This window comes from Faecalibacterium gallinarum (assembly GCF_022180365.1).
In the GTDB taxonomy this organism is placed as follows: Bacteria; Bacillota; Clostridia; order Oscillospirales; family Ruminococcaceae; genus Faecalibacterium; species Faecalibacterium gallinarum.
In genome coordinates, this window is record NZ_BQKV01000020.1 from 37917 (window position 1) to 56708 (window position 18792).

Genomic DNA, 18792 nt, shown 5'->3' on the forward strand with positions numbered 1-18792 from the left:
AAGAGCCCCTGTCTCTCCGCATTCGGGCGGAAGGGCGGGGGCCCTTTTTTGTGAAAATGGGAGGGATTTTCAGGAAAAGGAGTTTTTTCATCTTTAAACCCTGCCCGTTTTATTGTAAAATGGTAAGAAAAGCATTGGAATCGGCGGCCGGGCTGCCCGCACCGCCTGTATGGGAGGAACATAAACTATGGCTACATCGAATATCCGGGTGCTGGCGCTGGATCTGGACGGCACCTTGACCAACGACCAAAAGGAGATCACGCCCCGCACCCGCGCCGCTCTGGAGCGGGCCATGGACCAGGGGGTGACGGTGGTTCTGGCCTCGGGCCGGCCCACCGCCGGGGTGCGCCCGGTGGCTCAGGAGCTGGGGCTGGACCAGCGGGGCGGCTGTATCCTGTCCTATAACGGCGGCGCCATTGTGGACTGTAAGACCGGGGAGATCCGTTACCAGAAAATCCTGCCCGCCGAGCTGGTGCCCGAGCTGTGCGCCTTTGCCGCCCAGGAAGATGTGGCCATTGTTACTTACAACGATGCGGGCATCGTCACCGAGCGCCCCGAGGACCCCTGGGCCGCCAAGGAGAGTTTTACCAACAAGCTGCCCATGATCCGGGTGGAAGATCTGGCCGTCCATGTGGATTACCCCGTGAACAAGATGCTGATTACCCTGGACCCGGCCCGGATGGACGACGTCTGCCGCGCCGCCCGGGAGAAGTTCGCGGGCCGGATCGACCTCTACCCCTCCTGCGCCTTCTTCCTGGAGGCGGTGCCCCTGGGGGTGGCCAAGGACGCCAGCCTGGCGGCGTTGCTTTCCTCCATGGGTTTGACCCGGGAGAACCTGATGGCCTGCGGCGACGGCCTGAACGACTGCTCCATGATCCAGTTTGCCGGGGTGGGGGTGGCCATGGCCAACGCCGCACCGGAGGTTAAAGAGGTGGCCGACTATGTCACCCAGGCCGACAACAACCACGACGGTGTGGCCGAGGCGGTTGAAAAATTTATTCTGAATGTTTGAGAAAGAACGTGAGAAAGGAAACGGAGAAACAACAAGAACATGTCACAGCGCAATCTGGTTTTATTTGATTTGGAATGGAATATCGGTTACCAGCCCCATACTTTTAACTACCACGGGGTGGAACAGACCCTGCGGGGAGAGATCATCGAGATCGGGGCGGTGAAGATCGACGAGGACGGCCGGGTGCTGGATACCTTTTCCATCCACCTGCGGCCCCGGATCTTCCGCAAATTGCAGCACCACATCGCCAAGGTCACCGGCTTAAAACAGGCGGACCTGGACCGGGGCGAACCCATTGTTCAAGGGCTGCGCCGGTTTATGCAGTGGTGCGGCCCGGACGCCGAGTTTGCCGAGTGGGGGATGGACGATGTGCCCGTCCTCAAGCAGAATTTGTTCCTCTGCAACCTGGACGAGTCCCGGCCCACCGTCTGGTACGATTTGCAGCAGATCTTCCTGCGGGAGCACCCCCGCAAGGAAGGGGAGGGGATGACCCTGGAGAGCGTGGTCACCCGGCTGGGCCTGCCCATGGAGCGGCCCTTCCACGATGCGCTGTCGGATGCCCTCTACACGGCGGACGTCTGCCGCTGCCTGGACCTGCGCCGGGGGCTGGCGGAGTACCCCACCGAAGAAGAGTCCCTCCGCCAGAGCCTCTGCCCGGCTCCCGGGGATTACCGGGATTTCCGGGTGTACACCGGTTATGTGGAGCAGTATGCCTGGCGGACCGATCCCCAGCTGCTCTGCCCGCCCTGCCCGGTCTGCGGCACAGCTCTTGAGCCGGACGATGTCTGGCTCAAAAAGGGGAACAATAGTTGGTACACCCTGTCCCAGTGCCCCCACTGCAAAGGCGGCGAAACCGAGGCCGCCCAGGGCGTCTTTGTGCGGTACAAGCTGGCCCGGCGGGACGGCCTGCACTGGAGCTACGCCCGCTGTGTCCAGATCCCGGACCGTGAACTTTTGACCCGGTGGGAAAAGCAGCGCCGCCAGCAGCTGGAACGGCTGCGGGCCCGGGAGGAAAAACCCCAGCAGGGGGAATGATCCTGTGAAAAATCCGCTTTCTCCATGCAGGAAAAAGGCCGCCTGATTCGTGTTAAAGAGGGAAAGAAAATCGGCGCAGTCTGACAAAAAACGGAAAAGCTTGATGATTTGTTCATCGGTTTGTAACAGGAAGTGGATATAATAAGCTCCAATGAGATTGGCGCAGTTTAACAGGAGGGAAGTTAAAGGACAGATGGCGATGGCAATTACGCGGTGGCTGGAACCTCTTTTTACCCTGGAGTTCTGGGAGGAGCTGCTGGACAGCTTCCAGGGGCTGGGGCCCCTGGCTCCCATTCTGCTGGCCATGGTGGAGTCGTTCATTCCGGCCCTGCCGCTGGTGGCGATTGTGGCCCTGAACGTGGCGGCCCATGGGGCGCTGCTGGGCTTTTTGTACAGCTGGGCCGGGGTGGCTGTGGGCGGTTCGCTGATGTTTTTGTTCTGGCGGCGGGTGGTCAAACAGTTCTTCTGGCGGTTTGCCTGCCGGTTTGAAAAATTGCAGAAGGCCCAGCAGTGGGTCAGCAACTGCGATACCCGGGCCCTTTTTGTGCTGGCGCTGCTGCCCTTTACCCCCACGGCATTTTTGCACCTGGCTTTTGGCGTCTCGGACTTTGACGAGCGCCGGTATATCGTGACCCTGATCTCCGGCAAGGGGGTTATGGTGGCCATGATGGCCCTGTTTGGCCAGTCGCTGGTCAGCGCGCTGGAACAGCCCCTCTATCTGATCCTGGCGGCGGTCCTGCTGGGCGGGCTGTACTGGATCTCCAAGGTGATCTGCAAAAAACACCATCTGGACGAAAAGTAACCGGGGGTTCGCGATGAAGGAGAAATTCTTCTATCTGCCCGAAGCGGAGAATAATCTGCCCGGGGAGATTCAGCCCGACCCCCAGCCCCCTAAGCCGGAGGGAAAATATCCCTGCCCCTGCTGCAGCTGTATTACCTTCCCGGTGCCCCGGGAGGAGGCCGTCGCCTTTATCTGCCCGGTCTGCTTCTGGGAGAACGACCTCTTTCTTTCCCGGGAGGACGAGCCCAGCGACGAAAACCACGGGCTGACCCTGGCCCAGGCCCGGGAGAATTACAAGACCCTGGGGGTCTGCCGGCGGGAACTTTTGCCCTATGTCCGAGCGCCCCGCCCTGGGGAACTGCCCCGCTGAGAAATAGATCCCTCACCAAAAAGTCTGCCGCCGTTTCAAAACGGCGGCCTTTTTGCTGCCCTCTGCCCATACAATTATAAAACCGCACCGGAGGCTTTTGGCTTTCGGTGCGGTTTTGGTTTACAAAATGTCGAAAAACGATTTAAAATTACAAAATGTACCCGTTCGTCCGGGCCCAGAAGAGCCAGCCGGTGAGGGTCAGAGCGCTGAGAACGGTGGTGACCACGCAGACGCTGCCGGTCAGGGTGCCGTCGTGGCCCATCTGGCGGGCCATTACATAGCTGGAAGGGGTGGTGATGCTGCCCAGCATCACCAGCAGGGCCACCAGCTTTTCGTCGGCGAAGCCCAGCCGCACCGCCAGGGGCAGAAAGAGAGCCGGCAGAATCACCAGTTTGGTGGCAGCGGCAATGGCGGTCAGCCGCAGCTGGCCCAGGGCGGCCCGGCCCTTGAACCCCGCCCCGATGGCCAAGAGAGCCAAGGGGCTGGTGAGGGCCGACAGGCTGGAGAGGGTCTTTTCGGCCATGGCGGGGATGGGCAGCCGGACCAGAGCCGCCGCCAGCCCTGCCAGAATCCCCAAAAGGATGGGGTTTGTGACGATCCCTTTCAGGCTTTTCTTGAGCTTGGCGGCGGTGTCCTTCTGGCCCTCGGCGGCGGGGCTTTCCAGGGTGAGGATCAGCACCGCGAAGATGTTGTAGAGGGGCACGCTGCCCAGGATCATCAGCCCCGACATCCCCGAACTGCCGTAGATATTCTGGATGAAGGCCGCCCCCAGGATGGCTGCCGAGGAGCGGTAGCAGGCCTGGACGAATTCGCCCACCAGGCTTTTGTCCCGGAGCAGGAGCCGCGCCAGAACCCAGATTACCAGGATGGAGGCGGTGGTCACCCCCGCGCAGAAGAGGATATACCGGCCGTCGAAGCTGGCCCGCAGGTCGGTGCCCGCCAGGTCCAGAAAGAGCATCACCGGAAGAGTGACATGAAAGACAAACTTGTTGGCTGTGGCGATAAAATTGTTATCCAAAAAGTTGATTCTCTTCAAAATATAACCGAACAGAATCAAAAAGAACATGGGCATGGTGCTGTTCAGGCTGAAAAGCAGGTTTTCCCCCATTTTAAAGCCCCCCGTTCCGCCCTTCCTCGGCGGCCAGCTCCCGCTGGAGGGCGGCTTTCCGGCTGTCCAGCAGCAGGTCTTTGTTGTAGCGGAAGTACCGCTCGCAGCCGTTCTCGGCAATGAATGCGTGGGCCCCGGGGGAGAGGGTCAGCTCGGTGACAAAGACCACCATCTCCTGGCTTTCGGCAAACGCCTGTTCCATAAAGTCGAAGGCGGCTTCCAGGGCGGCGGAGGCGGTCTGCTGGGCCTGGTCCCGCTGTTCGGCCAGAGTCTCAAACTCGGCCCGCAGCAGCCCGAAGGCGGCCTCGGCGTCGGCGGGGCGGGCCTTGTTCAGTGCGGCGGCCCAGCGGTTCAGGGCGGCCAGCACTTCCAGCCGGGTGGTGAGGGCGGCTTTGTCCAGAAGCCCGGCGGCCCGCAGCCGCTGGGTCTCGGCGTTGTAGTCGGCCATCTGGGTCCCCAGCAGGGCCGCGGCGTCCTCAGCCTTGGCCTCCGGCAGGGCATTTAGATCCCCCTTCAGCTGCCGCAGCAGGGCATAGCAGCCGTCGGCGGCGCCGTCTGCCCGGCGGGAGGCGGCGAACCGGGTTTCGAGCCCCGCCAGCAGCAGCCCCACCAGGGAGAGCCGCTCGTCGAAGGGGGCCCGGAGCAGCCGGGCAAAGGCGTTGGGTTTGGCCTGTCCGGCCAGAATCTCCTCCACTCCGTAGTCGTCCCGGTACTTATAATAGAGGTCCAGATAGGCCGCAAAGTCCCCGGCGATCTGTTTATGCTGGAGGAACTGGTGGATCAATTCTTCGTCGGCGGTAAGGCCCAGACGCTCGTAGCTGTCCAGCAGGTTGGAGAGGTCCTCCCAGCCCCGGGCGGTGACAAACTGGGTGCCGTCCACATCGGCATTCACCTGGTAGAAGTTCTGGGGGTGCAGTTCCAGATAGCTCAGGATGGCGCTGTGGAGCCCGGCGGCCCGGGCGTATTCCTTCCAGACCGTCAGGTCGGGTTCCAGGTCCATCCGGCGGACCCGGTCCAGGGTGACCAGGTCAAAATCCCGGACCGATTTGTTGTACTCGGGCGGGTTGCCTGCGGCCACGATCACCCACCCGGCGGGGACAGCCTGGTTGCCGAAGGTCTTGCACTGCAAGAATTGCAGCATGGTGGGGGCCAGGGTCTCGGAGACACAGTTGATCTCGTCGATGAAGAGGATGCCCTCTTTCAGGCCGGTGGCCTCCATCTTCTCATAGATGCTGGCGATGATCTCACTCATGGTGTATTCGGTCACCGACACGTCCCGGTCGCCGTAGTGCCGCTGACGGATGAAGGGCAGGCCCACCGCGCTCTGGCGGGTGTGGTGGGTGATGGTGTAGGCCACCAGACCCACCTGGCATTCCCGGGCGATCTGCTCCATAATCTGGGTTTTGCCGATGCCCGGGGGGCCCATCAGCAGGATGGGCCGCTGCCGGATGGCCGGGATGGCGTATTCCCCCAGGGCGTCTTTGGCCAGATAGGCGGTGACGGTGCGTTTGATTTCTTTTTTGGCGCGTTTGATGTTCATGGAAAAAGCCCTCCTTTAAACAGGGCGGTCAGAGATTGTTCAAATCCCGGTAGAGGTCGGTTTCCTCCTCGGGGGCGTTGGGCTGGCGGGGCCGGGCGGCCGGGCCGGAGAATTCTTCTTCATCCAGCACCAGCTTCATGGCCCAGGGCGGGACGGCGGCGGCATCGAACCGGTCCCCCAAAAAGAGAAAGGCCGTTTCATAGGGCGGCCGCCGGGCCGGGTAGATGCCCATGCCGTCGGTGAAATAGAGCAGCCCCCGCAGGTTCTGGAACTTCTTTTCCTCGCACAGCCGGTTGACGTAGGCAAAGGCGGGGCGGAAATCGGTGCCGCCGCCCCCTTTCAGCTCGAAGTGCTCCATCACCCGGATCAGATCCTCCTCACTGGTCACAAGCTCGTCGCTCTGGACCTTGTCGTCGGCCTGGAGGATGTGGAGGTTCATCCGGTGGAAGAAGTTTTCCCGCTGCTTGAGCAGGGCGTAGGTCTCGGCCAGAAATGCCCGGACCAGTTCCCCCGAAGTAGAATAGCTGGTGTCCACCACCAGGGCGATCTCCTCGATTTTTTTACTCTCCCGGGTTTCGTTGGGTTCCAACAGGGGCAGGTTGCCGTAGAGGGAGAGGCCGTAGGTGTAGAAGTTCAGATCAAAGGTGTCGGGATCCAGATGGACTTCCTCCCGCAGGACGCAGAACCGGCGGAGAAAATCCCGGTAGCTGCGGCGGCTGCGGTTGGCGGCTTTGACCTGCTGGGCCAGGGCCCCCGCCCCCTGGCCGGCTTCTTTATCCCGCATTTCCAGCTCGGTCTGCATCCGCTCGCTGATCTTCTGCCAGCTTTTCTGGGGCAGGGGAATGGGGGCGTTGGGCTGGTCGGTGCGGGGCTTGGGCCAGAGCCGGTGGTCGTCGGCGTAGAATTCCCGGGCCAGCTGTTTCTGGACGCCGGAGGTCTGGGTGACCAGCCAGCGGTAGGCGGGGGCGGCGGCCACCACCCGTCCTTCGGCTGCAATGCTCTCGTAGGCCCGGCGGCGCAGGTAGGTCAGGGGCCGCTCCACGCTTTTCCGGTGGAGGTTGTCCAGCACATTTTCCACCGCAATGTCACAGGCGACATGCCAGAGCACCGGGTCCCGCTTGCCCTGCATCCAGAGATGGCGGAACAGGCAATGAAAGACGCTGTGGAGATACAGCCGGTTGAGATAGCGGGGGTTTTCCCGGTAGAGCCGCAGCAGGGCGCTGGGCTGGTAGCAGAGAATCTGGCCGTCGGTGGCCAGGGTCCGGCACCGCTCGTCGGCGGTGGGTTCCAGGGCGGCCAGGGCCTGGTCCAGAAAGCGGAAGTCGAGATACAGGCCGCTCCGGGTCACGGCCAGCACTTCGGCGCCCATCCGGGCCTGCCATTCCTCGTGGGTTTCGGGCCGGCGGGACTGGAAGGGCGCGTCCGGGTCAAGGGGAGCTTTATGGGGCAAGGGGATCACCTCCGGGATTAAAAATCAAAGTCGTACCGCTTGTGCCGGGGGCTCGGCTGTGCCGCCCGCAGCCGGTGTTCGGCATCGGCCAGCAGAGCCGCGGCGGCGGCGTTGTCGGCCCGGGCAGCCAGGGCGGCCCCCTCGGCAAAGGCGGCGGCATCCATGACCCCCAGGCTGGCCAGGGCCTGGATGCCTTCCAGGTCCTCAGACTTCAGCAGCCGGGCCAGCACCCGGCCGGTCTGCTCGGCCAGGAAAGCCCGGTAAGCCCCGGCGGCGGTTTCGCTCAGCTGGTAGGGGTACCGCAGCCGGTCCAGGCAGAGCAGGGCCATGATGGTGGGGTCGTCGGCATCGTGCCCCTGGGGGAAGATGGCGTCGTACTCCGCCGTCAGCAGTTTTCCGTTCAGAAAACACTGGCGGTAGTGGTAGCCCTGGCCCGAGAAGCTATGGAGCAGGATATGGGCGGGGCTCTCCTCGATGTCCTCCCAGTATTCAGGGTACCAGAGGGCGGCCCGGGGCTGGGTGGCCCCTTCCGGCCAGAAGAGGGCCCGCAGGTTCCCGGTCATATTATTGACCAGGGCGAAGAGCCCAGTAGACTGTTCGGGCTCGGCCCGCAGGCGGAGTTCTTCCAGGGCAAAGCAGTTCAGAAAGACATCGCTGCCCAGGGTCAGGGGTCCGGCCCCCGCCGAGAGCCGCCGGAGGGCCCGGCAGTTGTAGAAGGCACAGCTGCCGATCACCCGCAGAGAGTCGGGCAGAGCGATTTCTTCCAAAAACCGTCCGGCGATGGGGTGGAGTTCCGCCCCTGGGTCAAGGGGCAGGGGGTGAACCGAGCCTGTTTCGTCTACCCCGCAGCGGAGCAGCCCCTCCCCCGGCGGGGTGCGCAGTGCCTCCGAAAAGGCGTAGCTCCCCAGCTCGGTGATGGGCAGCGCGCTGCCATCCGGCCCGGGCAGGGCGGCGGGCAGGGCCAGACAGGGAGCGTCGCCGTACACCCGGACGAGCCGCGCGGCGCCCCCCGGCAGGGGCAGATAATCCAGCACAAGGCCGGCAGAGGGTGTGGTCATAGGAAAAAACCTCCCGGTTCCCAACAAAAAGACCGGGGCCGCGACCCGCGGACCCCGGTCCAAAATGACAGATACAGGATGATTGCAGATTAGCCTGCGGCCTGTGCCAGGCAGGCGTCCATGGCGGCCAGAACGGCATCGCTGGTCATGGTGCTGCCCGAGATGGCGTCCACGCCGGCGGTGGAGCCGGAAGCCTTGAGGGTTTCGGCCAGCTGCTCGGCAGCAGCGCCGCCCAGAGCCGGGGTCTCGCCGGAAGCGTCGATGGTGACGTCAGAGACAGCGCCGCCGGAGACGGTAACGGTGACGGTGACCTCGCTCAGGCAGCCCTGCTCGCTGGCAGTGTAGGTGCCGTCGGTGAGGCCGCCGGCAGCAGCGCCGCCGCCTGCCTGAGCCAGGCAGGCATCCATGGCGGCCAGGACGGCCTCGCTGGTGAAGGTGCTGCCCGAGACAGCGTCCACGCCGTTGGTGGAACCGGCAGCCTTCAGGCTCTCGGCCAGCTGCTCAGCAGCAGCGCCGCCCAGGGCGGGGGTCTCGCCAGAAGCGTCGATGGCCACATCGGAGACCTTGCCGCCGGAGATGGTGACGGTGACGCTCACCTCGCTCAGGTAGCCCTGCTCGGTGGCGGTGTAGGTGCCGTCGGCGTAGCCGCCGGCAGCCTCGCCCATGGACAGGGGGCTGGTGTTGCGGATGTAGAGCAGCAGCAGGATCGCCATGATGACAGTGGCAACGGCCATGAACAGGGCGTTGCGGATAACACGCTTGGACATTGGAAGAATGCTCCTTTCAAATTTCAGGGTTGATTTTTACATTTATTATTTTGCGGGCTTGAAGCTGTCCCGCAGAGTGACAACGCGGTTGTAGACGCCGGGGTGGCGGCTGTCCGGGGTGAAGAAGCCGTTCCGGACGAACTGGAACTTCTCACCGGGCTGAGCGCCTTCCAGGCTCTGTTCCAGCTTGCAGCCGGTGCAGACCACCACGCTCTCGGGGTTCAGGTAGTCCTTGTAGTCGCTGCCGTCGGGGATGGCGTTCATGTTGGCCTCGGTGAAGAGCTTGTCGTACAGCCGGACCTCGGCTTCCACACAGTGGCTGGTGCTCACCCAGTGGATGGTGCCCTTGACCTTGCGGCCGTCGGCGGGGTTGCCGCAGCCGGTCTCCAGGTCCGCGGTGCAGTGGATGGCGGCGATGCTGCCGTCGGGGTTCTTGTCCACGCCGGTGCAGCGGACGATATAGGCGCCCATCAGCCGGACCTCGCCCCCCAGGGTCAGCCGCTTGAACTTCGGGGGCGGAACCTCGGCGAAGTCGTCGGCCTCGATCCACAGCTCCCGGCTGAAGGTCACGGGCCGGGTGGAGCTGTCGTTGGCTTCCCGGTTGGGGTTGTTGGCGATCTCAAAGGTCTCGGTCTTGTCGGCGGGGTAGTTGTCGACGATCAGCTTGACCGGCTTGAGGACGGCGATCCGCCGCTGGGCGGTCAGGTCCAGCTCGCTGCGGATGCAGGCCTCCAGCTGGCGCATGTCGATCAGGTTGTCGGCCTTGGAGATGCCGGCTTCCCGCACAAAGGTGAAGATGGAGCTGGCGGTGTAGCCCCGGCGGCGCAGGCCGCAGAGGGTGGGCATCCGGGGGTCATCCCAGCCGTCCACAATCCCCATCTCTACCAGCTCCCGCAGATAGCGCTTGCTCATGACGGTGTTGGTCATGTTCAGCCGGGCGAACTCCCGCTGCTTGGGGAACTCGGTGCCGAACAGGTTGGAGATCACCCAGTCGTACAGGGGGCGATGGTTCTCGAACTCCAGGCTGCACATACTATGGGTGATCCCCTCAATGGCGTCCTGGATGGGGTGGGCGAAGTCGTACATGGGGTAGATGCACCACTTGTTGCCCTGGCGGTGATGCTCGGCGTATTTGATCCGATAGATGGCCGGGTCACGCAGGTTCATGTTGGGGCTGGCCAGGTCGATCTTGGCCCGCAGGGTTTTCTCCCCCTCCTTGAACTCGCCCGCCCGCATCCGGCGGAACAGGTCCAGGTTCTCCTCGGGGGTGCGGTCCCGCCAGGGCGACGGGCGGGAGGGCTTGCCCGCGTCGGCGCCCCGGTACTCCCGCATTTCCTCCCGGGTCAAATCGTCCACATAGGCCTTGCCTTCCCGGATCAGCTTCTCGGCATACTCGTAGCACTGATCGAAGTAGTCGCTGCCGTAGAACACGCCGCCGTTGGGGTCGGCGCCCAGCCAGTGCAGGTCCTCCAAGATGCTGTTGACGTACTCCACATCCTCGCGGGTGGGGTTGGTGTCGTCCAGCCGCAGGTTGAACTTGCCGCCATAGGCATTGGCGATGGACCAGTTGATGTAGATCGCCTTGGCGCTGCCGATGTGCAGATAGCCGTTGGGCTCGGGCGGGAAACGGGTATGGATCTCGCGGACCTTGCCCTCGGCCAGATCCGCGTCGATGATGTCGGTCAAAAAGTTTTTGTCTGCCATGATATCCTTCCCCCTGTCTGGGGCCGCAGGCCCCGGAACACGTATGGTATTCTAATACAATACTATATAATACAACATTTTTGGCCTCGCTTCAAGGCAAAAAACAAACTTCCGCCCCGGAGTGCCAGGTTTTGGCCTGCGTCTTGACACCCCACCCAAGGTGGAGTATATTTTTTTGTGGTATCCATGGAAAACTCTTTCGGAAACTAAGGATGTGTAGGGATGAATGGTTTAAAACAAGCGCTTTCCAGAGAAAATCTGGCCGCGAATTTGAAGTTCTTTGTCAAACTGAATGCCGGGCTGATCCTGACGGCCATCGGCATCGTGCTCTTTAAAACCCCCAACCACTTCGCCTTTGGCGGCACCTCGGGCCTGTCGATCCTGCTGGCGTCGCTGTTCCCCCAGTTCAATGTGGGCGGCTTCATGTGGGTGATCAACGTGCTGCTGGTGGTGCTGGGGTATATCTTCCTGGGCATCGGCTGCATGGGGTGGACGGTCTATTCCTCCTTTGCCTTGTCCTTCTTTGTGTCGGTGTGCGAGGTGATCTGGCCCCTGACGGCGCCCTTGACCTCGGATACGCTGCTGGAGCTGGTTTTCGCCGTGCTTTTGCCTGCGGTGGGTAGCGCCATCGTGTTCGACATCGGCGCTTCTACCGGCGGTACCGATATTGTGGCCCTGATTCTGGCAAAGCATACCTCCCTGGAGATCGGCAAGGCGCTCATGGTCAGCGATATTTTGATTGTGGCGGGCGCCGGGGTCAAGTTCGGCATTGCCACCGGGATGTACTGTGTCCTGGGCCTGATCGGCAAGGCGTTTATCGTGGACGGCGTCATTGAGAGCATCAACCTGCGCAAGGTGTGCACGGTGGTCACCGCCCAGCCCGACAAGGTGCAGCAGTTTATTTTAAAGGAACTGAACCGCTCGGCCACCGTGGAGCAGGCCTACGGCGCCTACACCCACCGGGAGCTGTCGGTTCTGATGACGGTGCTCACCCGGCGGGAGGCGGCCCGGCTGCGGGACTTCCTCCGGGCCAACGACCAGAAAGCGTTTATCACCATCGTCAACTCCAGCGAGATCATCGGAAAAGGGTTCCGCTCGGTGTAAAAACAGCATAATAAACAAAGGACTGGTGCGCTGCGAGGCGTGCCGGTCCTTTTTCTTGTCTAAATTTTACAAAACGCAAGGTTGCTTTACATTGGGCGGCAGTGTGACACCGGAGTTTTACCAAAGCTTTGCGGAGGCATGGTTTCGCCCCCGGCGGCGGGAAGATATAATAAGGCTGTTCCCAAGGAAAAGAATGAACGGGCTCCTGCGCGGGCCTTGTATGAGAAAGGAAATCCTGTTATGAAAGACAGCAATAAAATCAGCCGCCGCGGCTTTTTGAAGGCGGGCGCCGCCGCTTCTGTTGCCGGCCTGATGGCCAGCATCCCCACCGCCGTTGCCAGTGCCGCCGAGCCTGAGCAGGTGGCAGAGGAGAACTGCCTGTTCTGGAGCAAAAAGCCCAAGTACATCTTCCTCTTCATCGGCGACGGCATGGGCCTGCCTCAGATCCAGTCCGCCTCCTTCTACCAGGGTACCACCCAGAACAACGGCGCTGTAATTCCCGCTGAGCTGAGCTTCATGAAGTTCCCCGTGGTGGGCAGCGTCACCACCTATGACAGCACTTCCTTCTGCCCCGACTCTGCTTCCACTGCTACCTCCATTGCTTCCGGCGAGAAGACCGAGAGCGGTGTCATCAATATGAAGCCCTGGACCCGGGATGTGCCCTTTGAGACCATCGCCGAGAAGCTCCACAGCCAGAAGGGCTATAAGGTGGGTGTGGTTTCCACCGTCAACATCGACCACGCTACCCCCGCTGCCTTCTACGCACACCAGGCCAGCCGCAAGAACTACTACGAGATCGGCGTCGAGCTGGCAAACAGCGGCTTCGAGTACTTCGCCGGCGGCGAGTTCCAGAAGGTGAACGGCAACGGCAGTGTGCCCAATAACCACGAGGTGGCGGCTCAGGCTGGCTACAACGTGGTCACCACCCAGGCCGGTGCTGCTGCCCTGCAGGCCGGCGCGGGCAAGACCCTGATCATCGCCGAGAAGCTGGCCGACGGCAACTCCATGAACTACGCCATGGACGCTGCCGCAGGGGAGTGGAAGCTGACCGACTACGTCAAGAAGGGCATCGAGCTGCTGAACAACAACAAGGGATTCTTCCTCATGGCCGAGAGCGGCAAGATCGACTGGGCCTGCCATGCCAACGACGCCGCCGCCAGCATCCACGACACGCTGGAGATGAGCAACGCAGTTCAGGCTGCGGTGGAGTTCTACAACCAGCACCCCAACGACACCCTGATCCTGGTCACCGCCGACCACGAGACCGGCGGTCTGGGCATCGGCTACAAGACCACCAACTACGACACCTTCCTGACCAACCTGACCAAGCAGACCGTGTCTTACGCCAAGTTCGACACCGACTATGTGACCCGCTACCGCGCCGAGAAGACCCCCTTCGAGAGCGTGCTGGCCGACGTCAAGAACTGCTTCGGCCTGATGACCGCTTCCGATCCCGATGCCGCTGCCAACAGCACCCTGGTCCTGACCGACTACGAGCTGGACCAGATCCGCACCGCCTACGAGCGCACCCTGAATGTGGGCGCTGCCGGCCAGGGCGATATGAGCCAGCAGGATTACGAGCTCTACGGCACCTATCAGCCCTTCTCCATGGCGCTGTGCCATGTGCTGAACCACAAGTCCGGCCTGGATCACACCACCTATGCCCACACCGGCGCACCGGTCAACATCTACGCCATGGGCGTCGGCGCGGAGGAGTTCCAGGGCGCCTTCGACAACACCGAGATCTTCCACAAGCTGGCTGAGCTGACCAACGTCAAGTAACTCCGTACATCATAACCCATCGACAAACCCTCTCTAAAGGAGAAAACCCCCGTCTGAACTGCGAGCGACCGCAGACAGGCGGGGGTTTTTGTTTAGGATTCTGTTTCCAGCTCCGAGGTACAGTGGGGGCAGCGGGTGGCTTTGATAGGGATCTCGGTCTGGCAGTAGGGGCAGATCTTGGTGGTGGGGGCCTTGGGGGGCTCGGGCTTCTTTTTATAAAGGGCCGAGGCGGCGTTGGTGGCCTTGACCACCACAAACAGGGAGAAGGCCACGATCACAAAGTTGATGACCGCGTTGAGAAAAGACCCGATCCCGATGTCCACCCCCCGCACCGTCAGCACCACCGCGCTGAAGTCGGTGGCGAAAAACAGACCGATCACCGGGGAGATGATGTCGTTGACCAGCGAGTCCACAATGGCCTTGAAGGCCGCGCCGACCACCACGCCGATGGCCATATCCAGCACGTTGCCCCGCATGGCAAAGGTCTTGAATTCCTGGAAAAATTTCTTCATGATACTATGTCCCCTTGTCTCCTGCCGCCGGGCAGGGGTTTTTACAGCACCCCATCATACCAGAGGGCGGGCGGTTTGGCAAGAGAAAACCAGAACCATCCTCAGATCTGGTGAGCCTCGATCCAGTCGGCCACCGGCTGGGCGATGGCCTTGACGCTGCCCGCCTCAAAGGGGGTGCGCAGCCCGGCGGTCTGGCACAGCTCGGTGTAGCTGGCGAGGCCGCCCCGCTTGACCAGCCGCAGATACCGCGCCCAGGCGTCTTTCGGGTCCTTGAGGGTCAGAAGGAAGAACTGGAGGGCCGCCATGGTGGACAGGCAGTAGTCGATATAATAGAAGGGGCACTCATAGATGTGCAGCTGCCGCTGCCAGCCCGCGCCCCGGCCGTAGAAGGGCAGACCGTCGAAGTCGATCCAGGGGCGATACTTGTGCTCCAGCTCCAGCCAGACGGCGTTCCGCTCGTCGGGGGTCAGGTCGGGCTTCTGGTACATGATATGCTGGAACTCATCCACCTCGCACCCATAGGCCAGGAAGATGAAGCTGTCCTCGGCGTGGAGGAGGGAATACTTGTCGGTGTCCTTGCCGAAGAGCAGATGATGCCAGGGGGCGGTGAGGAACTCCATGGCCATGGAGTGGATCTCGGCGCTCTCCATGCCGGGGCACTCCAGGTCGGCGGGGATCTTTTCGTCCCGGGCGGCCAGATAGCCCTCAAAGGCGTGGCCCGCTTCGTGGGTCAGCACGTCCACGTCCGCCGAGGTGCCGTTCCAGTTGGCAAAGATAAAGGGGGCCTTGTAGCTGGGCAGGCTGGTCATATACCCGCCGCTGGCCTTGCCGGGGCGGCTGAGCACGTCGAAGAGCTCATTGTCCTGCATAAAGTCGATGAACTCGGCGGTCTCGGGGCTGAGCTCGTGGTACATGGTCCGGGCGGCAGCCATCCGCTCGCCGTAGCCCTGGATGGGGTTGGGGTTGCCGTCGGGGAAGGCCACCCCCAGATCGGTGAAGGTCAGGTGGTCGATGCCCACCCGCTTGGCCCGGCGCTGGATGATGGTGTTCAGCAGGGGCACCACGTCCCGGGCCACCTGATCCCGGAAGGCGCGGATCTCCTCGGGGCCGTAGCCGATCCGGTTCATCCGCACATAGGACAGCTCGCTGTAATCCTTGTACCCCAGGATCCGGGCCTGCTCGTTGAGGTTTTTCACCGTCCGGCTGTACAGGTCGTCGAACTCGGCCCGGTGGGCGTCAAAGTAGCCCGCCTCGGCCTCGTAGGCGGCCCGGCGGACCGCCGGATCCAGGCTCTGGCGGTAGGGGCCCAGCTGGGGGATGGTCAGCTGCTTACCGTCCAGCTCCACCAGTGCGCCGCCGTAGAGTTTCTGGTAGGCGCTGGAGAGGGCGTTGGCCTCCTGCTGGAGAGCCAGCACCCGGTCGTCCATGGCCAGCACGGCGTTTTTCATGCCGGGCACGCAGGTACTGCCCAGGGCCTCGGTCAGGGCGTCCAGGTGAGGATTGGCCAGAATGGCGCGGTAGATCTCCACGGTGGCGTTGGTGACGGCGGGGCCGTTCGAGTCAAAGAAGTTCTGTTCTCCCTCCCAGTAGGGGTCCCGGGTGTCGCAGGTGTAGTGGATGTTGGCCAGATTGGCGGCGGTGGTGTAGTCGGCCAGGGCGGCGCTCTGGTCGTAGTAGAGCTGCACCAGCTCCTCGCCGCTGGCGGCCTGGGCGGCCCGCTGAGCAAACTGCCGGCACTGGGCCAGAATGGCGTCAATGTCGGGGCGGGTGTAGGTCATTTCGCTGAATTTCATAAGACGAAGGTCCTTCCTTTCTTTTTAATTCCGGCTCCATCTTACCACGCCGGCGGCCAAAAGAAAAGAGCCGGGCCGTCGGTGGAGGAAAATGTCGGACTGCCTAAAAAATAGCACCCTCTTTTGGCGAAAATATTGCTTTGCACGATTGAAAGCCGGCACAAAAGGGAGTATACTATCTTTAAGGTGATGATTGCACCCGGTCCGGGCCCTTATGCAGAGGGTGGTTCGGGTGCAGGCAACCCATCAACAGAGTAAGGCTATGCGCGTTAAGTGCCGCATCAACGGGGAGTTGTGCTGCGGACGAAGGGCGGTTTGCCCGCGGTGCATGGCCTGCATCCCGCTGCTGCATGGACTTGGGTGCAGGCGGGGCCATGTTCCGGCCCGGCCTGGAAGTGAAACTTGTTGAGTTCGCTGCCCTCCTTTATGCGGTTCCGCATGAGGAGGGCATTTCTTTGTCCCTCCTCCCACGCCTGATTTGTAAAAAGGAGGGCATTTGTATGAAGAACCAGAATTTCACCCGTTCGTCCCGGTGGGAGCTCCGCCGGGTGACCACCTGCGCGGTGCTGATTGCCATGAGCATCGTATTCAGCCGGGCCCTGAGCATCAGCACCGATTTTCTCCGGTTCAACCTGGGCAGCCTGCCGGTGGTGCTGGCGGCGGTCCTGTTTGGGCCGGGGGCCGGTTTTGCGGTGGGGGCCGTGGCGGATATCATCGGCGGCATCCTGGCTGGGTACGCCATCAACCCCCTGATTACCCTGGGGGCCGCCTGCATCGGCTTTTTCGCCGGGCTGGTGTGGCAGTACCTGCCCGCCCGCAGCGAGAGTCTCCGGCTGGGCCTCGGCATCCTGCTGGGCCATGTGATCGGCTCCATCATCATTAATTCTTTGGCCCTGCGGCTCTTTTACCACTACGACTGGAGCGTCCTGGCGGCCCGAATCCCCAACGCGCTGGCCCTCAGCGCGGCGGAGTTTGTGCTGATGCGGGCGCTGCTGGCCAACCACGCCCTGACCGACGCGATCCGGGGCGGCTTTACAGGAAGGAAGGCATCCTAAACCATGAGCTATGAATCCGCGCTGGAATACATCCACGCCGTCCGCTGGCAGGGCCACCGGCCCGGCCTGAGCCGGACCCGCACCCTGCTGGCCGCTTTGGGCAACCCCCACAAAGAACTCCGGTTTGTCCATGTGGCGGGCACCAACGGCAAGGGCAGCACCGCCGCCATGCTGGACAGCTGTCTGCGGGCGGCGGGGTACCACACCGGGCTGTTTACCTCCCCCTTCATCAACCGCTTCAACGAGCGGATTCAGGTGGACGGCCAGCCCATCGGAGACGAGGAACTGGAACAGCTGGTGGAGCGGATTCGCCCCGCGGCCGATGCCATGGCGGAGGTCCCCACCGAGTTCGAGGTGATCACCGCCCTGGGGATGCTCTATTTTGCCCAGAAGCATTGCGACATTGTGGTGCTGGAAGTGGGTCTCGGGGGTGAGCTGGACTCCACCAATGTGATTGACCCGCCCGAATGTGCGGTGATCACCGCCCTGGGGATGGATCACGTCAAGGAGCTGGGCCCCACCCTGGCCGACATCGCCCGGGCCAAGGCGGGGATCATCAAACCCGGCAGCCCGGTGGTCAGCTACGGCGGCGCCCCAGAGGCGGATACGGTGATTGCCGCCGCGACCGAGGCTCAGGGGGCCCCCCTGACGGTGGTGGATTTTGACCGCCTCCGGGTGGGCGAGGGCAGCCTGGAAGCCCTTCATTTCGACTTCGACGGACTGGAGAACTTGACCCTGCCCCTGGTGGGCAGCTACCAGCCCCGGAACGCAGCGGTGGCCATCACTGCCCTGCGGGTACTCCGGGGCAGGGGCTGGCGGATCCCGGATGAGGCCATCCGCCAGGGGCTGGCGAATGTGCGCTGGCCCGGCCGGTTCGAGGTGCTGCGGGAAAACCCCGTCTTTCTCTTGGACGGCAGCCACAACGCCCACGGGATGCGGGCCACGGTGGAGAGCTTGAAAGCCCGGCTGCCCGGGCAGAAGTTTGTCTTCCTGCTCAGCATCATGGCGGACAAGGACGTGGACGAGATGCTCGATCTGCTGCTGCCCCTGGCAGACCAGTTCGTCACTGTGACGGCCCACACTCCCCGGGCCCTGCCGGCGGAAGAACTGGCTGGAAGGATTGCCCGGCGGAATGGCCGGGCGGAGGCGGCCGGGAGTATCCCGGAGGGGGTCCGCCGGGTCATTGCCCTGGCAGGGGAGGGGCCGGTCTGCGCCCTGGGTACCCTCTATTTCTCCGGCGAGGTGCGCCAGGCTTTCAAGGAAGTCAACCGCTCGGAATAATTCGAGAAAATATTACAAAAATGGCCCCGGTGCAAAGGGTGCATCGGAGCCATAAAAAGCAAAGCGGCGGCCCTGTGCAGGTTGGGCCGCCGCTTTGCTTGCCCTGGACGGGCAGGCAGGGTAAATGATAAGAAGGTAAATGAAGGAGATGACAAAGAAAAAGGCGGCGCCCCCGCCGCGGCGAAAAGCAGCTGTGCGGCCGCGGGCGGCCAGCACCCCGCAGGGGTAAAGCGGGTGCGGCCAGATGGCAAGGGGAGGGGACGCCGGGGCAAAAAACGTATGTTGTATCCAACGCGTTTTGTTGGATACAACATACCACGTTTCGGGACGGAATGCAAGCCTTTTTTTGCGAAAAATCCGCCTGAAACCGTTCAAAAACGCATTTTTGTAGGAAAGCACAAATCCCGGCCGAAAATCTCTCAGGCGGGGGCCAAATTTGC

General features: G+C 62.5%; 17 protein-coding genes and 1 riboswitch. Of the genes, 8 read left to right on the top strand and 9 right to left on the bottom strand.

Features of this window, described 5'->3' with window-relative positions; genetic code table 11:
• Positions 1-187 precede the first annotated feature (187 nt).
• From JCM17207_RS02565 to JCM17207_RS02580, 4 genes are all read left to right on the top strand, one after another.
• Positions 188-1012, top strand: coding sequence for a Cof-type HAD-IIB family hydrolase (locus JCM17207_RS02565; protein ID WP_238316108.1), 825 nt, complete (start codon positions 188-190; stop codon positions 1010-1012).
• A gap of 39 nt (positions 1013-1051) precedes the next feature.
• The gene (locus JCM17207_RS02570) at positions 1052-2047 is read left to right on the top strand and encodes a 3'-5' exonuclease (RefSeq protein WP_238316109.1); all 996 of its coding nucleotides are present in this window, start codon (positions 1052-1054) and stop codon (positions 2045-2047) included.
• Positions 2048-2240: 193 nt separating this feature from the next.
• The gene (locus tag JCM17207_RS02575) at positions 2241-2849 is read left to right on the top strand and encodes a TVP38/TMEM64 family protein (protein WP_238316110.1); all 609 of its coding nucleotides are present in this window, start codon (positions 2241-2243) and stop codon (positions 2847-2849) included.
• 13 nt (positions 2850-2862) lie between these two features.
• Positions 2863-3198: a CPCC family cysteine-rich protein gene (locus JCM17207_RS02580; RefSeq protein WP_238316111.1), complete on the top strand. Its 336-nt coding sequence runs from the start codon at positions 2863-2865 to the stop codon at positions 3196-3198.
• A gap of 148 nt (positions 3199-3346) precedes the next feature.
• Here the strand turns inward: JCM17207_RS02580 and JCM17207_RS02585 are convergent, their stop codons facing one another.
• From JCM17207_RS02585 to JCM17207_RS02610, 6 genes are all read right to left on the bottom strand, one after another.
• Positions 3347-4306, bottom strand: coding sequence for an AEC family transporter (locus tag JCM17207_RS02585; RefSeq protein ID WP_238316112.1), 960 nt, complete (start codon positions 4304-4306; stop codon positions 3347-3349).
• A 1-nt stretch (position 4307) separates the two neighbouring features.
• Positions 4308-5846: an ATP-binding protein gene (locus JCM17207_RS02590; protein ID WP_238316113.1), complete on the bottom strand. Its 1539-nt coding sequence runs from the start codon at positions 5844-5846 to the stop codon at positions 4308-4310.
• Between the two features lie 28 nt (positions 5847-5874).
• Positions 5875-7296, bottom strand: coding sequence for a vWA domain-containing protein (locus tag JCM17207_RS02595; RefSeq protein ID WP_238316114.1), 1422 nt, complete (start codon positions 7294-7296; stop codon positions 5875-5877).
• Positions 7297-7313: 17 nt separating this feature from the next.
• Positions 7314-8354 carry a leucine-rich repeat protein gene (locus tag JCM17207_RS02600; RefSeq protein WP_238316115.1) on the bottom strand — a complete coding sequence of 347 codons (1041 nt, stop codon included), beginning with the start codon at positions 8352-8354 and terminating at the stop codon, positions 7314-7316.
• An 89-nt stretch (positions 8355-8443) separates the two neighbouring features.
• Positions 8444-9121, bottom strand: a complete 678-nt coding sequence (locus tag JCM17207_RS02605) for an FMN-binding protein (RefSeq protein WP_238316116.1) — start codon at positions 9119-9121, stop codon at positions 8444-8446.
• Positions 9122-9166: 45 nt separating this feature from the next.
• Positions 9167-10825, bottom strand: coding sequence for a glutamine--tRNA ligase/YqeY domain fusion protein (locus JCM17207_RS02610; protein ID WP_238316117.1), 1659 nt, complete (start codon positions 10823-10825; stop codon positions 9167-9169).
• A 222-nt stretch (positions 10826-11047) separates the two neighbouring features.
• Here JCM17207_RS02610 and JCM17207_RS02615 point away from each other — a divergent pair, with 222 nt between their 5' ends.
• A complete protein-coding gene (locus JCM17207_RS02615; protein WP_238316118.1) occupies positions 11048-11929 on the top strand; it encodes a YitT family protein in 882 nt (293 codons plus the stop codon).
• Positions 11930-12169: 240 nt separating this feature from the next.
• Positions 12170-13711, top strand: a complete 1542-nt coding sequence (locus JCM17207_RS02620) for an alkaline phosphatase (protein ID WP_238316119.1) — start codon at positions 12170-12172, stop codon at positions 13709-13711.
• A gap of 92 nt (positions 13712-13803) precedes the next feature.
• On the opposite strand, the gene mscL is transcribed toward JCM17207_RS02620, so the two are convergent.
• Together mscL and JCM17207_RS02630 are read right to left on the bottom strand one after the other, a co-directional pair.
• Positions 13804-14223, bottom strand: coding sequence for a large conductance mechanosensitive channel protein MscL (gene mscL / locus JCM17207_RS02625; protein WP_238316120.1), 420 nt, complete (start codon positions 14221-14223; stop codon positions 13804-13806).
• 101 nt (positions 14224-14324) lie between these two features.
• On the bottom strand, positions 14325-16016 hold the full coding sequence (locus JCM17207_RS02630) for a M3 family oligoendopeptidase (protein ID WP_238316121.1): 1692 nt from the start codon (positions 16014-16016) through the stop codon (positions 14325-14327).
• A gap of 248 nt (positions 16017-16264) precedes the next feature.
• Positions 16265-16364, top strand: a riboswitch (THF riboswitch).
• A 152-nt stretch (positions 16365-16516) separates the two neighbouring features.
• Between JCM17207_RS02630 and JCM17207_RS02635 the strand changes: the two genes are divergently transcribed.
• Together JCM17207_RS02635 and JCM17207_RS02640 are read left to right on the top strand one after the other, a co-directional pair.
• The gene (locus JCM17207_RS02635) at positions 16517-17071 is read left to right on the top strand and encodes a folate family ECF transporter S component (RefSeq protein ID WP_238316122.1); all 555 of its coding nucleotides are present in this window, start codon (positions 16517-16519) and stop codon (positions 17069-17071) included.
• Between the two features lie 3 nt (positions 17072-17074).
• Positions 17075-18352, top strand: coding sequence for a bifunctional folylpolyglutamate synthase/dihydrofolate synthase (locus tag JCM17207_RS02640; protein WP_238316123.1), 1278 nt, complete (start codon positions 17075-17077; stop codon positions 18350-18352).
• 12 nt (positions 18353-18364) lie between these two features.
• Here JCM17207_RS02640 and JCM17207_RS02645 read toward each other — a convergent pair whose 3' ends face one another.
• A complete protein-coding gene (locus tag JCM17207_RS02645) occupies positions 18365-18751 on the bottom strand; it encodes a hypothetical protein (protein ID WP_238316124.1) in 387 nt (128 codons plus the stop codon).
• Positions 18752-18792 lie beyond the last annotated feature (41 nt).

Coding starts and splice junctions, on each gene's coding strand:
- JCM17207_RS02565 (WP_238316108.1), top strand. CDS start 188: ATGGCTACATCGAATATCCGGGTGCTGGCGCTGGATCTGGACGGCACC.
- JCM17207_RS02570 (WP_238316109.1), top strand. CDS start 1,052: ATGTCACAGCGCAATCTGGTTTTATTTGATTTGGAATGGAATATCGGT.
- JCM17207_RS02575 (WP_238316110.1), top strand. CDS start 2,241: ATGGCGATGGCAATTACGCGGTGGCTGGAACCTCTTTTTACCCTGGAG.
- JCM17207_RS02580 (WP_238316111.1), top strand. CDS start 2,863: ATGAAGGAGAAATTCTTCTATCTGCCCGAAGCGGAGAATAATCTGCCC.
- JCM17207_RS02585 (WP_238316112.1), bottom strand. CDS start 4,306: ATGGGGGAAAACCTGCTTTTCAGCCTGAACAGCACCATGCCCATGTTC.
- JCM17207_RS02590 (WP_238316113.1), bottom strand. CDS start 5,846: ATGAACATCAAACGCGCCAAAAAAGAAATCAAACGCACCGTCACCGCC.
- JCM17207_RS02600 (WP_238316115.1), bottom strand. CDS start 8,354: ATGACCACACCCTCTGCCGGCCTTGTGCTGGATTATCTGCCCCTGCCG.
- JCM17207_RS02605 (WP_238316116.1), bottom strand. CDS start 9,121: ATGTCCAAGCGTGTTATCCGCAACGCCCTGTTCATGGCCGTTGCCACT.
- JCM17207_RS02610 (WP_238316117.1), bottom strand. CDS start 10,825: ATGGCAGACAAAAACTTTTTGACCGACATCATCGACGCGGATCTGGCC.
- JCM17207_RS02615 (WP_238316118.1), top strand. CDS start 11,048: ATGAATGGTTTAAAACAAGCGCTTTCCAGAGAAAATCTGGCCGCGAAT.
- JCM17207_RS02620 (WP_238316119.1), top strand. CDS start 12,170: ATGAAAGACAGCAATAAAATCAGCCGCCGCGGCTTTTTGAAGGCGGGC.
- mscL (WP_238316120.1), bottom strand. CDS start 14,223: ATGAAGAAATTTTTCCAGGAATTCAAGACCTTTGCCATGCGGGGCAAC.
- JCM17207_RS02630 (WP_238316121.1), bottom strand. CDS start 16,016: ATGAAATTCAGCGAAATGACCTACACCCGCCCCGACATTGACGCCATT.
- JCM17207_RS02635 (WP_238316122.1), top strand. CDS start 16,517: ATGAAGAACCAGAATTTCACCCGTTCGTCCCGGTGGGAGCTCCGCCGG.
- JCM17207_RS02640 (WP_238316123.1), top strand. CDS start 17,075: ATGAGCTATGAATCCGCGCTGGAATACATCCACGCCGTCCGCTGGCAG.